11 protein-coding genes and 1 pseudogene are annotated in these 12595 nt (G+C 54.2%); 5 read left to right on the forward strand and 7 right to left on the reverse strand.

The window, feature by feature from the left end; all coding sequences use genetic code 11:
* Window positions 1-281: 281 nt before the first annotated feature.
* From MUK72_RS19615 to MUK72_RS19635, 5 genes and pseudogenes are all read right to left on the reverse strand, one after another.
* Window positions 282-1856: a S8 family serine peptidase gene (locus MUK72_RS19615; RefSeq protein WP_004051521.1), complete on the reverse strand. Its 1575-nt coding sequence runs from the start codon at window positions 1854-1856 to the stop codon at window positions 282-284.
* Window positions 1857-1990: 134 nt separating this feature from the next.
* On the reverse strand, window positions 1991-2767 hold the full coding sequence (locus MUK72_RS19620) for a carbon-nitrogen hydrolase family protein (protein ID WP_152415497.1): 777 nt from the start codon (window positions 2765-2767) through the stop codon (window positions 1991-1993).
* 246 nt (window positions 2768-3013) lie between these two features.
* Window positions 3014-3141 (reverse strand): annotated as a pseudogene (locus MUK72_RS19625) (IS5/IS1182 family transposase); the annotation flags it as partial.
* Window positions 3142-3975: 834 nt separating this feature from the next.
* Window positions 3976-4365 (reverse strand): hypothetical protein, encoded by a 390-nt coding sequence (locus tag MUK72_RS19630; RefSeq protein ID WP_244706926.1) that lies wholly within the window; start codon window positions 4363-4365, stop codon window positions 3976-3978.
* 295 nt (window positions 4366-4660) lie between these two features.
* Window positions 4661-4858, reverse strand: coding sequence for a hypothetical protein (locus MUK72_RS19635; protein ID WP_244707230.1), 198 nt, complete (start codon window positions 4856-4858; stop codon window positions 4661-4663).
* Window positions 4859-4879: 21 nt separating this feature from the next.
* Between MUK72_RS19635 and MUK72_RS19640 the strand changes: the two genes are divergently transcribed.
* Together MUK72_RS19640 and tnpC are read left to right on the forward strand one after the other, a co-directional pair.
* Window positions 4880-5230 carry a DUF3267 domain-containing protein gene (locus MUK72_RS19640; RefSeq protein WP_004054591.1) on the forward strand — a complete coding sequence of 117 codons (351 nt, stop codon included), beginning with the start codon at window positions 4880-4882 and terminating at the stop codon, window positions 5228-5230.
* Between the two features lie 319 nt (window positions 5231-5549).
* A complete protein-coding gene (gene tnpC, locus MUK72_RS19645; RefSeq protein WP_244699194.1) occupies window positions 5550-6968 on the forward strand; it encodes an IS66 family transposase in 1419 nt (472 codons plus the stop codon).
* Between the two features lie 1382 nt (window positions 6969-8350).
* On the opposite strand, the gene MUK72_RS19650 is transcribed toward tnpC, so the two are convergent.
* Window positions 8351-8617: a DUF7692 domain-containing protein gene (locus MUK72_RS19650; protein ID WP_004052021.1), complete on the reverse strand. Its 267-nt coding sequence runs from the start codon at window positions 8615-8617 to the stop codon at window positions 8351-8353.
* 289 nt (window positions 8618-8906) lie between these two features.
* Here MUK72_RS19650 and MUK72_RS19655 point away from each other — a divergent pair, with 289 nt between their 5' ends.
* From MUK72_RS19655 to MUK72_RS19665, 3 genes are all read left to right on the forward strand, one after another.
* Window positions 8907-9353: a DUF5518 domain-containing protein gene (locus MUK72_RS19655; RefSeq protein ID WP_160162773.1), complete on the forward strand. Its 447-nt coding sequence runs from the start codon at window positions 8907-8909 to the stop codon at window positions 9351-9353.
* A gap of 212 nt (window positions 9354-9565) precedes the next feature.
* Window positions 9566-10327 (forward strand): DUF7847 domain-containing protein, encoded by a 762-nt coding sequence (locus MUK72_RS19660; protein ID WP_239640516.1) that lies wholly within the window; start codon window positions 9566-9568, stop codon window positions 10325-10327.
* A gap of 315 nt (window positions 10328-10642) precedes the next feature.
* A complete protein-coding gene (locus MUK72_RS19665) occupies window positions 10643-10858 on the forward strand; it encodes a hypothetical protein (protein WP_152415514.1) in 216 nt (71 codons plus the stop codon).
* A gap of 257 nt (window positions 10859-11115) precedes the next feature.
* On the opposite strand, the gene MUK72_RS19670 is transcribed toward MUK72_RS19665, so the two are convergent.
* Window positions 11116-12114 carry an IS110 family RNA-guided transposase gene (locus MUK72_RS19670; protein ID WP_049916040.1) on the reverse strand — a complete coding sequence of 333 codons (999 nt, stop codon included), beginning with the start codon at window positions 12112-12114 and terminating at the stop codon, window positions 11116-11118.
* Between the last annotated feature and the right edge of the window lie 481 nt (window positions 12115-12595).

The raw sequence follows: 12595 nt of genomic DNA on the forward strand, positions 1-12595 counted from the left end.
TTCGAACGATAGTATTTTCGAATGGTAGAGGCCCGTCATTGATTCTCGGTATACATTCGGCAAATTTCAATACGATTTCGCATGGATATTTGAGACGATCATTCGCCCTCTTGCGGTCTTGGTTCGTGGTGATTTCCAAACACGCTCCTGAATAGCCCTGTATGGCTGAGGATCAACTGCTCAATGTTTGCCTGCAGATGCTCACGAAGACAAGAATAACTGAGTCTAACTCATGGGCACATGATTGGCGTTACGTCACAAAAACCGTCCGTACCGTTCGATTATTTCGTTTCAGTGATTGTCAGCGTATAGTCACCAGACCCGCTGTATGAATCGACGTCGATCTGCATGGCTGCCGAGTCGTCGGGGTTGTCGATGGTGATCGTCTCCTGGCTGTTGGTCGACCGAGAGGTGTAGTCATAGTTGTTCGGTGAGGCACTCTGGCTTGTGCCCGTGTTGACGTAAAGGTCGAAGTCGGCGTTGGTCGGTCCATCGAGTTCAACGGCGACCTGGCTCGGCGAGGAGTACGTCCACGACCACGTGTAGTCGTCGTAGTCCGAGGAACTGTACAATGTGCCGCTGACATTCCCGGACGTGGTTTCGCCGCCGCCTCCGCCGCCACCACCGCCACCGTCCGACGGATCGGTGGTGACAGCTGCGAGGGCATCGACCTGACCGCTCCCCTGCTCGTTCTCGGAGAGGCCGATGTCCTCGGCGGTGTTTTTGAGGTGTGATCGAAGTTCGGAATTGGTGAGGTTCCACTTTGCGAGCGTGAGTCCGGCGACGCCGGAGGTCACCGGTGTCGCCATCGACGTGCCCGAGAGCCGCTCGTAGGAGCCGCGCGTTTCGGTAGTCGTCGAGAGCACGTCCACGCCCGGTGCACACAGTTCGACCTTCTCGCCGTACTGGCTGAAACTCGCCAGCTGTTCGTTGTCGTCGACCGCCGAAATCGCGACGCACTCGCTGTAGGCGGCGGGGTAACTGACGGAACTAGAGCCGCTGTTCCCCGCTGCGGCGATAACGAGTGCGCCGTTGTCGGTCGCGTAGCTGACGGCATTTTTCATCGTGCTCGTGTAGCCGCCACCGCCAAGCGAGAGGTTGATGATGTCGGCTCCTTGGTCGGCCGCCCACTCTATGGCGTCAGCGATATCTGATGTGGAACCGCTCCCGCCTTCGTCGAGTGCGCGGCCATTAATGAGCGAGGAGTTGCCTTGGCCAGCGACGCCGGTGCCGTTGTCGATCACGGCGGCCGCACAGCCCGAGACGTGGGTACCGTGGTACTCGTCGCTCGGTACATCGGGATACGGGTCCGAATCGTCATCGGCAAAATCCCGACCGGGGTTGGACTTGTAGTTCGATTGGAGGTCGGGGTGGTCGTACTGGGCACCCGTATCGACGACCGCGATAGTGACCGACGAATCGCCGAGCGTAGTGTTCCACGCCTGATCGGATTTGACTTGTGTCGGTGCGTACTGGTCGCCGAATCGTGGATCGCTCGGTTCGTAGAGCGCTTCGTGGGTCGTGTTCGGCTCGGCGTACTTGATGTGATCTTTCTTCGTGATCGCGTCGATGAAGTTCTCCTTCGCACGGTCTGCGGCTTGGCTCGGGAATTTCACCGCGACATAGCTCAGTGTCTCGTTTCGGTGAACGATCTCCGCATTGCTGGGGACGGCCTGTGTGACTGTCTGGTCCATGTCGGCCGCCGACGCCGACACCCCGACGAGGATTTCGTCTTTTTTCGGACCGGGCTGACGACCCGGTGTAGCCGATGCGACGCCGCTCAATCCGCCGAGCAGCGCCCCTGCACCGATTGCTTTCAGGAACGATCGCCGATCTGGAGTGGGTTTTTCAACCATATCCAGACCTATCATTAATACACCACCCCTTAAATCTTCCTATATAATCATGTAGGAATTGCTCTCCTCATCTATTCCGTTATAATTGAAAGTTGGTTAGTTTGGTTTCAGTCGGATGTTGAGGATAGAATACACTACAGAAATGCTGGTCGTGGATACGTTTCTTTTGCTCGTTCAGCAACATCGAGATCGACATCGATGGTGACGAATGGCTGACCCTGTGAGGTACGAGCGATCATCGTTCCATCGGGATCCACGATCCATCCCTCGCCGCCAAATATCACGTCCGATTGGTCGTCTTCGATGGTGACGCGATTCGATGACGCGACGAACGACCCTGAAACGACGCTCATCGCTTGACCTCCAGCACGCCATTTTTCGAGTGTACAGGCTTCAGTTGCTCGGGGATTGGCGATGAGATGTGCACCACTCTGACCATACGATCGGGCCTTCTCAGCGGCCCACAGGTCCGTACAGATAAGAAAGCCCGTCAACGCTCCAGCACATTTCACTGGCGTGAACTCACGTCTCCCACTATCGTACCAAGATGCCTCCCAGAAGCCTGGCTCCTCCGGGAGATAGCGTTTCTCGTGTGTCGTTTCTATCCCATCGGCTGGGGTCCACATGAGGCCCTCGTTGAGCCGCCGATCGTGGCGGATCGTTGGACGTGACAGAAGTACAGTTGCCGGTGCAAACTCATCTAAGCAAGTAATCCACTCGTCGTGAGCGGTGACTGCCTGTTGCCACGCAGCCGAATCATCGTCGGGGCTTGCCGGAAGCCATTGGGCAAATGGCATCTCTGGGAGCAATACGAGATCGCTCTCCTCAGCAGCAACGTGATCGACGAGGTCGTTCCAAGCACGCTCAAACGCTGAACGATCTTCGGGGAGTTCACACACAGTGAGGCGCATTCTTCCAGTGATGAGAAGAACCACCACATAAATATTCCTTAATCATCTTCTCCGTAGGATCCCACTTTCAGTACCTGCTCAACTCGATCTCATCCTTTTTGTGCCGGCGATTTCGCCGGATAGTAGCTTTTCATTCATTTCGGATTGCGGGATCAGACGCAGAGCTTCTATGGTGTCACCAGGCTTAGAGAATGCGATCAAATCAGCAAAATCCTGCTCTATTGAAAATGCGGTACGGGAGTACGATCATAGCGTCTTGGCGAGTTTCCTGATGTTGTTGAGCGCGAACAGGAGAACGATCTCACGGAACTGGCGATACCAGAACCGCGAACGCAGGGCGAGTCCTGCGTTCGCTTGACCGTTGAGTAGGAGGTACTGAAGGTGGGGTCAATAGGCACTCCCCTAATTACAGGGTGCTCTAAGACTGCCACTCAGCTCGATCGAAAGTATATCCGCCGCACTCGCGACACACTTGCGGTTGAAGCCTGAAGCACGCCCCACAGGTCTTGCACTCGTATGGATGGGATTCGTCAGGTTCAGCGTCCGTGAATACCGTTTTGACACGATCTAGTGTGCTCATTGTGAACCATCCTTGTACCTGACCGTAGTATCTCAGAACATGAATGTCTTCTCTCCGCCTGTAACGAGGGGAAATCTACTAACAGAGGAGCGCTCCTATCCGATTGACGCAACCAATCCCGGTTGCACGCCCGGACTCGCCTTGGCGCTCGCGGCGAGTGCCTCGCAGTACCGAAACAATGTCCAGCACGCTCGATCCGAGAGTTCTGGTCGCTTACGTGTCTCGACATCGAAATGGCAGTTCTCACCGCCCACGGGGCGGAAGTATTACGGTTGTGCGTTTTGGATGCACACACGATGGACCGTGATAGCGAGCGCGTCGGCGGAGCTGGTGGGATGTATTCTCGGAGTGGCGTCCGAGTCGAGTGAAGAGCAGCTCCGTGCTACCCACCACCGAAAACCGCACGTCCCGGCGTGCTCGCCACGACAGTCCGCTTCTCCGGCCACCAGTCCTGTCGTAATTGTCTCCTCTCACCGACAGTTCCATCTCTATACCATCCTTGAAATACTCATAGAGTCAGATCTCCCTCCCCGAAGGGGCCGTGAGGCACCACGGTGGGGAAATGCTCACGCTTGTCGATCTCATATCCAATATCCATCGCTTGTTAATCAGCAGATGAGAATATTCACTACCTGATGTTCGGTTGTATTCTTGAATCATCAAGTAGCTCAAGATTGAATTGCCAGTATAGAATGAGCAGTCCGGTGTAGAAGCCCGCCCACGCATACCATCCGGGCGGTCTCTGTTGGATGAGAGGCTCCGCCGCCCAAAAGACAAACAGCAGCAATGAGAACCCCAACCATCTCAGACGGCCCTTTTCCTCGGCCTTGATATCTGTGAGATAATCAACTGCACCGATTATGCCGAGCATTCCCCAGCCGAGCCCACGCAGTCGAGGGGATGATCGCTGCTCCTTTTTCGCTTCTCGATAGACGTACAGACCGATAAGCATCCAGAAAAATAGAAACAGCACTCCAGTATTGAGGATTGTTCCACCGGATACGCCCAACCATTCCATGCTTGTCATTAGCCTGCTGTGACATTAAATCCCCTAGGTGTGGTTTGCTTATGTTCGCTGATGAGGGTGAATATCCAACCCCTGTCAGCAGCCACATGACAATTGACAGACTGTCAGTAGCCCCACCTCATTCAATGCAAAATCCCCTTGTCAGCAAGAGCGGCCTATCGGGAGTAGCGTGCTGATCACGCCGAGCCACCTCCCATCAACGATCAACCATCTATTGACGGGAGCCATCGAAACCAATTTCTGCGTCATACGACAGTAAGACCCCATGCCATCCTATCCTGACCTGTCAGGTTATCACCGACCGTACCGTTTTGAGTATCCGATTCGGTGGCTGCAGGTCGGTGGTACTGTTCTGACTGTCCTCTCTCTCGGTGTGTTTCTCGGCCTCGCGGCGGTACTCCGTGGTGGCGAGGTCGCTATTGTGGTTGGCCCGTCTAGTGTCCTTGCGTTCGTGGTCGCCATTCCAGTAACGCTCGTGACTCATGAAACAATCCATGGAGCGCTCATGCGCCTACTCGGCTATCGGGTTACGTTCGGCGTCGCCTGGTCAATGCCGGGGGTATACGCGGCTGCGTTCGGCCAGCCCATTACACGTCGAGACAATATACTCATCGCAGGTGCACCATTGATCGTTATTACTGCATTTGGGGTAGCAGTTCTCCCGGTCATGAGCGAGACATTGCTCGTAGCCGTCCTCGTTGCGCTCGTCACCAACGCGGCGGGCGCGGTCGGCGATATGTATGCACTCTATCGACTCGCTCGGATGCCTCGCGAGACGATGTTGTACGATGTGAGCATTGGAGAAATGTTGATCTACGAACCGTCAGCAGTCAGTGTATCCTCTCATACCGAATAGCTTCGAAGGACTGACTCTATGGGATCGATCTCAAGGATGCAAGATAAGCGTGAATCAGCCCAGTTGAAAGGAGAATGGCTATCGATGGGCTGCCCAGAAAGGAGCCTTTCTGGGCAGACTGGTTAGAAGATGCTGAATTGAGATATCCCTCACCCCTTTTGTCTATGAAAACCCTTCGTGCTGCGTAGGTGTTTAGCGGAACAGTCGAGTCGAAACCGTAGCTCTCAGGGAAGAGCAGGACGAACAGCCGCTAATCGTGCTTTCCGGGCCTGACGGATCGCCGGGTCGTTCGACCCCGGCGATCCGTTCTGTGGGTCGAATGATCCTTCCCCAACGAGATCTCGCTCTTCTCGCTGAGAACGCGTTTCTTCGCCAGCAAAACGCCGAGCAGAACGAACGAATCGAAGAGCTCGAAAACCGCCTCAAGAAGTACGAAAACGCCCACACACCGTCCAGCAAGCAGGGCGGTGCTGGACAACAGCCACAGGACGACGATTCCGAGCAAAACGACGAGAACGACGAAGCTGGCGGCGACGCAGACGCCGCCAGCGACTCCTCGTCCGGACCCGGACGCAACTCCGGTCACGACGGAACGACCCGGCCACCACCCGAACCGGACAGGACCGTCCGGGTCGGGGAGGCGTACTGTCCCGATTGCGACTGCGTTCTCACCGATCCCGATGAGTACGTCTCCCGCGTCATCGTCGATATTCCGCTTCCCATCCCGACCGAAGTCACGAAATACGAGCTCGGAAAGCAGGAGTGCTCCTGTGGCAACGAAGTTGTCGCCGAACATCCTGATTGCCCGGAGACCGGGCGGTTTGGGCCACGCTTGCTGGCCCAAACCGCTCTCCTCCGCTATCACGGCCGGCTTCCGCACCGGAAGCAGGCCGAACTGTTCGACTGGCAGCTCGACCATCCGGTTTCACCGGCAACGATCTACAACATGACCGAGCGGGTCGCAGACCGGCTGCGACCCGCGTACGAGGACGTTCGAGCCAGCGTCCGTGACAGCGACGTCATCTACTGCGATGAAACTGGCTTTCCGGTCGACGGCGACCAGCACTGGGTCTGGACGTTCGTGACCGACGAGGACGTCTTCTATACGATCGACGAGAGCCGCGGAAGTCAGGTACTGGAGGACGTCCTCGGCGACGAACTCGCCGAGGACGCCACTTTGAGCTGTGACGGCTGGTCGGCGTATCCGAGCTATCACGGCAAACTCCAGCGGTGCTGGGCGCACCTTCTACGAGAGGCGAAGTACGTAGCTGAACGGCACGAGGAAGCAGAGCCGATCTCGGAGGTACTACACGACCTCCACGAGGATTTGACCGCGTTCGACGAAGAGGACCCGCCCGCCTCCGTCCGCGAGCGGAGGCGGGCACAGGCCTCGCTGTGTCTGGAGGAGTTAATCAGAGCGGGCTACGAGACCGAGGAAGTGACGCAACTAGTCGAGAAGATCAGGAACGGGCTGGGAAGTTGGCTGACGTTCGTCACGGAACCGGACGTTGATTCGACGAATAATCGCGCAGAGCGCGCTCTACGCGAGCAGGTAGTGATGCGGAAGATGTTCGGCGGACTCCGGTCGGAAACCGGAGTCCGCATCCACGAAACGCTCTCGACGATGGTAGCGACGTGGGAACGACAGGGACTCGATCCGCCGGATCAACTGATGTCGATACTCGGAGGAGAGGAACCAGAATCACGTGCAGAGGCATCTACGAACGGACTGCGCTAAACACATACACCATGCTAACGGTTTTATGACACCCTGTCGTTTCCCGAGAAATATGCATAAAGTCAGTAGTATGCCAATCAGCCACAAGCTATTTGCTACTCCTCCTTGTTGTACAAATCCCGGTACTACCACCTGCATGGTTTGACCGGGAGAACGTGGGTACACATGGTACCACTCACTCACCCCACGTTTTCTGAATGAGCTATATCCGAAGTTCAGCCGTCAGATTCGCCCGCTTGATGGTAACTCTTTGTTGCCAAATTTGAATCTTCAATGGACGGCCAGAACTCTTTTTGACACGGTATCTCTGGATCGAACCCCGGTACGACCCGCTTCATCCTACCGGGGAACGTGGAGGTGGTGTCGTGTTCGATCTTCATCCCCCACGTTTCTGACGGTACTACTCATAGCCTTAATTGTATGTTAATTGGCCACAACGTTTTCGTATTTCGGATTCTACGATTGAATCCCGGTTGCGATCACTGCATCCATTGACTGGGGAACGTGGGATAGCGCCCACTCCACTCGCGTCTCCCACGTTTTCTAAAATTATGTCCAATTAATGAGATCTTCCGGCCAGAGAAAGACATTTTCCCTCAATATTATCAAATAATGAACCTACGATTTGTTTAGAAAAAGCCTATATGATACACGCTCCCTGTCTGAATCGACTGGTAGGGTAGCGGACCAGTCAACGCGATCCGAAGGGGAGAAAGGGTGATGCCACGCAACGGTTCTTTATTCTCCCTTACCGAAGGACATGATGCCTTGGTTATAGCTATGCCGTATTGATGCTTGAATCCGACGCACCTCCTGAGATAGAGAGCAATAGCCAAGTTCTGTATCGCAAAAGGACAGAGAGCACGCGACGGGGTGTGATGCTACCTGATGTTTCTCTGTCCCACCGGATGATTGATTCATTCTGGTTTAATTATTGCTATTCTCGTTGTAGAATGTTGGATCGACCACAATTACTCATAGCATCACTATGGGAAATCAATGGGAAAAGGATGAATGCCACGCAACGCTCCCTCTCGTATCGACCAGAATTCACTGTACACTCAGCCTTCATCGATTAATCCCTCGGTTGCTACTTAGTGTGAGTGTGGGCCAGGGAATGTGAGAATATCTATCAGACTTGTTCACCCATATTTCAAGATCGACAAAATCGATGTGAAAACTTGGCAGTATGCTAATTGGCCACAAGCTATTTGCTACTTCTACTCGTTGCACAAATCCCGGTGCAACAACCACCTGCATAGGCCGGGAAAATGTGGGAGGGCATCATGGTCGGTCCTCAATCCCACGTTTCTGAAAGGGTACATCTACAGAGTCACGTAAAGATCACTCAATCAAAAATGTATAACACATCACATGCCTGCCTATCGCGCTCTCAAAAGAGATCGATGTGGCATTTGCATTCCGGAGAGCATTGTGCTGTCCGGTGAGGATTTCGTCGGTCGTTCATTGACGGTCACCTCGGTTGCGAGCAGGTCGCGCGCTTCCAGGACTGGCAGGCCGTCGGAGTGGTCAATATGAACGTGGGTGAGCAATACTGCGCCGACGCGCGTGTTCTCGCCGAGCAGACCGGCGACGTTGTCGACAAACTCCTCTCGATAGGCAAACTTGCCGTCTGTTCGGATTCGCATGACAGGCTCGGACACACGAGATTCTCACACCCGTGCTGGTTGACCGAGCAACTGCCGCGATGGCGTGCGTTTGTCGTACGTGCGGCTGACGTCTCTCGGTGAATGGATACGAACCGGAGCTCCAACGGCGAAGATTCACACGAACTCGGTGCTCTCGTGTGACTTTCGAGGATCGCCGTTCTGTCGACGTGAAACCCCGTAGAGTTGCGTGAGAAACTGTTCGCGTAAGATGATGGAGTATAGACTAGTGGTTTTATTTACGTATAGAGTCATATCCGGTTGAGAAATAATGACTTCGAATAGCTATCTTTCTCGCCAATCCAAAGAGACGTGGAAGTACGCCTTCATTGGTGGCTTCATCTCGATACCGTTTACATTTGGCCTCTATTGGTGGTCAGGGATGGGGGATTATCTCTCACTGAACATGATACTTCTCGGTGGAATTCTCGCCGGATTCCTTGCTAAGAATGGTTCAGTGAGCGCTCGGAATGCCGGTATCAGTGCGGGGGTGATCGGTGGATTACCGATCGTAGTCTGGGGGTTGTCTACACTCATAGGTATTCCAGATGGTCCCCTGATAGTATGGTCAGCCCCGATTCTAGAGGCTGTGTTTTTGATATTCGTCGGGTTCGTTATCCTCGGAATGTCTGCACTGGCAGGATTGATTGGTGGAATGATTGGCGGATGGTTGTCGAAGAAACTCGGCACACAGAAGACACCTAACGTCAGTAGCTAATGTCACGTTGTATCCATAAATTGTATCGCCTACTCCCGGATCATGTTCGGAGTTGCTCTGTCAGCAGACTAGTATCTATTGACGGGGTAAAAGAGTGTTCTCTGGTTGTGAGTGATCCTTGCGGTTAGTCCTCGATAGTAGAACGGTTCACATGAGACAATCGTTTGAGCGTTTGGGTAATGTTTTTCACACCTATGGTGTTGTTTTGAAATATGGTGCTAGAAATCAGGCGTGCGCTCGGTAACGGTGTCTCGAAAACACTCACGAAAGCCGGACTTGTGTTTATCGTCCTGCTTGGTGTCGGACAGATCGTGCTTCTCGCTTCGACCAACACACTCACTGAAGCATTTCTCGCAGGACTTGATCTCCCTGCTGGTGCTACTCAATCTCCATCTGTACCGCTTTCATTACCTGTGTCGGCGACGGCTGCTGGTATACTCGCTTTTGTTGCCCTTCTTGTATTTCAGGTGATTACTGTCGTCTTGATCCGTGTGATGGCTGCGGATCGGCAAACTATCACGCATGAGAGCTACACACGACGGATGGGCTGGGTCGTTCTCAACTCGATTGTTGCCGGGATCGTCGTTGGCTTACTGACGATGATCGGATTCATCATCTTAGTGATTCCGGGGCTGTTCCTGACGGTGAATTTGCTGTTTACGACGGTGTATATCGCCGATGAAGATGAGGGGTTCATCAGTGCGATACGGGACAGCTGGAGTCTTACGTCCGGGAATCGCTGGCGGTTGTTCGGGCTGTTTCTTGTGGTGATAGTCCTCTTCATGATCGTTTCGTTTGCATCCGGGCTCGCCGTGCCGTCCGGATCAGCATTCTCGCAAGTCATCACGGCTGTCCTCACCACAATTCTGGTCGTCTATCAGATGGCTGTCCTCACTGACGCTTATCGCCAACTCCGTAACGAGAATGGCCTGAGACAGAGATCGGACCCAAGCTCGGATGCCACCGATATGTGAGCGTGGTGAATGACAATGAGTCTACTGTAGTTTGACTGGGTTCGGTCAAGAATCAGGGATACTCTGGCAAGGCGTAAGTTCCGACACGACAACAACAGCGAAATGTTTCCTCTGTAAATAGGCCATGTTGAATAGAGGGATGGCGCGGTGATCACAGCTTCTCACAGTCTTGATCGATATTCGGGATGGCGAACATCAAGATGATCTCGCGGAACCCACGACACCATTCTTGAGAATTCTCAGGGAGTCAGCCCTCCGACCCGACAGGGCCATGAAGGTTCGACCATCTTTATGCATGGAAGTTGCAGATGGCGTATGGCTGGTGCAAAGCAGTTGTACGGTCGTCTCGACCGGTGGGTTAGGAATTTATCTCGGATTGAATATGCCCTCTTTGCCGGCGGTGTCTCACTTGTCTCACAGCTCATCATCGATATTTTTCTCACAGAACTACAACTTCTCGACGCAGTAATCCCTGCTCTCACCATCACTGCGGTGTTTTATTTCCTATCTGGAAGAATTCCGCGCAATTGATAGTCGTCTCTGTAGCTCCGATAACTCACACCCTGTCACCTATGGAAATCCTGCTGGCTGAGTAAACCACCGCTATCGATATAGATTTTAGGGTGATCTACTGCTGATACGGCTTGGTGAAGAAAACCACCGGAGGGCGTTGCGGTCTATCCTCATGCGGTCGGTGCTGTGTGGTGCTGTTTGTGGCCTCTGGAGGGCTACCAGCCGCTCATCGACCGCATATGCCCGCTCAGTGAGGGACGCCGCTCAGGCGTCCCTCACGCACTCACACCTGGTGGGTCATACACCTCCTTACGATCGAGCATGTGAAATATCGAGACGAGCAGTTTCCGGGCCGTTGCGACGATTGCTTCCTTTCCGCTCTTTCGGTTCTTTAGCCGCTGATAGAACCGACTCAAGTACTCGTCTTCGCTTCTGTGAACTGCTACGCGCGAACACTGGACGAGAATCCACCGCAACTTCTCCGACCCCTTCTTCGAGATGCCACCTTCGAACCGCGAGTCGCCAGACTCGCGGATCACTGGATTTAGTCCGGCGTAACTCACCACCTGTTTGTCTTCGTCAAACCGATCGATCTCACCGACCTCGGCGTGGATCAGGAGTGCCGAGTAGTAGCTCACTCCTGGGATTGTCATCAAGAGCTGCGTCTCTTCGCGAGACGCAGCTCGATCCTCGATCGCAACCTCGAGACGTTCGATCTGGTCGGTGAACGTCTCGATCACTTCGAGATACGTCTCAAGCAGCGTGTCCCACGGTGCTGGGAGAGTGAGTTCCTCAAGGAACTCACGACCACCCACGCTCAACGGCTTCACCTTCCGTGTGATACCGTGATCAGTGAGTAGCCCGTGAATCTTGTTCGCGTAGTCTTTGCGGTTCTCGACCAACTTGTGTCGGCCGCGCACGAGTGCGCGGCACTCTCTGATCTCTTCAGATGGGACGTAGCTCTCTGGAACAGATCCCAACCGGACCAGTCGAGCGAGTTCTTTCGCATCAACGCGATCAGTTTTCGTATCCGCATTAGCGATGAGGTTCAGCTCTGACGGATTGGCAACGACCACATCCAGATACTCCGAGAGAGTATCATGGATGTGGTAGTAATTGCCAGTTGCTTCGATCGCGGCTTCCGACCCAGCGTACTCTTGGGCGATCTCGTCGAGGTTCGCGTTCTCGACGCGAACCTCTCGGTCAATCTCACCGTTTTCGTCCATTACAGCGACTTGAGCGTACTGTTTGTGGATGTCTATTCCAAGGTACATCTGCTATCACTCCGGGACGCCGGTGCGTGAGGCAGAGAATCACCTATACGGGCTTTCCCGGGTGCCGCGCGGCGCGGCACCCGGGCTGTAGCGCCCAGTTCTCGGGTTCCTTCGCACTCGGACCAGTCAGCAACACGCGCTTTGAAGCGCTGACAGGGGATGGTCGGTCTCTTGCGTCCCATACTTGCCTCACGCTCTCATGGGATAGCAGGATTTCCATCGAGTCAGCAAGAGCGGTCGTTTCCCGACTGATTTTCACTCCGAACGAGGGGTGTCGTCGCGCCGATCACGCCGGAACGCCACCGTCAGAAGTCAAGTGGCTGCTTGTAGGCCAGAGATAGATATATGTCACTGGCACAATGATCAATAGCATGGTTTCAAAGCCTACCCAACAGACGCTAGGCACTGCTTGGACGATGGTCGTCGTCGGAATTTCGACGCTTCTGATAATACTCGCCTCCAGCAGCGACGGAGCCGTCTG

It is taken from the genome of Halococcus dombrowskii, assembly GCF_022870485.1.
Lineage (GTDB): Archaea > Halobacteriota > Halobacteria > Halobacteriales > Halococcaceae > Halococcus > Halococcus morrhuae.

Bases quoted from the DNA above. Each gene is read 5' to 3' on its own strand.
- MUK72_RS19615 (WP_004051521.1), bottom strand. From the start codon at position 1,856: ATGGTTGAAAAACCCACTCCAGATCGGCGATCGTTCCTGAAAGCAATC.
- MUK72_RS19620 (WP_152415497.1), bottom strand. From the start codon at position 2,767: ATGCGCCTCACTGTGTGTGAACTCCCCGAAGATCGTTCAGCGTTTGAG.
- MUK72_RS19630 (WP_244706926.1), bottom strand. From the start codon at position 4,365: ATGGAATGGTTGGGCGTATCCGGTGGAACAATCCTCAATACTGGAGTG.
- MUK72_RS19635 (WP_244707230.1), bottom strand. From the start codon at position 4,858: ATGAGTCACGAGCGTTACTGGAATGGCGACCACGAACGCAAGGACACT.
- MUK72_RS19640 (WP_004054591.1), top strand. From the start codon at position 4,880: ATGCGCCTACTCGGCTATCGGGTTACGTTCGGCGTCGCCTGGTCAATG.
- tnpC (WP_244699194.1), top strand. From the start codon at position 5,550: ATGATCCTTCCCCAACGAGATCTCGCTCTTCTCGCTGAGAACGCGTTT.
- MUK72_RS19650 (WP_004052021.1), bottom strand. From the start codon at position 8,617: ATGCGAATCCGAACAGACGGCAAGTTTGCCTATCGAGAGGAGTTTGTC.
- MUK72_RS19655 (WP_160162773.1), top strand. From the start codon at position 8,907: ATGACTTCGAATAGCTATCTTTCTCGCCAATCCAAAGAGACGTGGAAG.
- MUK72_RS19660 (WP_239640516.1), top strand. From the start codon at position 9,566: ATGGTGCTAGAAATCAGGCGTGCGCTCGGTAACGGTGTCTCGAAAACA.
- MUK72_RS19665 (WP_152415514.1), top strand. From the start codon at position 10,643: ATGGCTGGTGCAAAGCAGTTGTACGGTCGTCTCGACCGGTGGGTTAGG.
- MUK72_RS19670 (WP_049916040.1), bottom strand. From the start codon at position 12,114: ATGTACCTTGGAATAGACATCCACAAACAGTACGCTCAAGTCGCTGTA.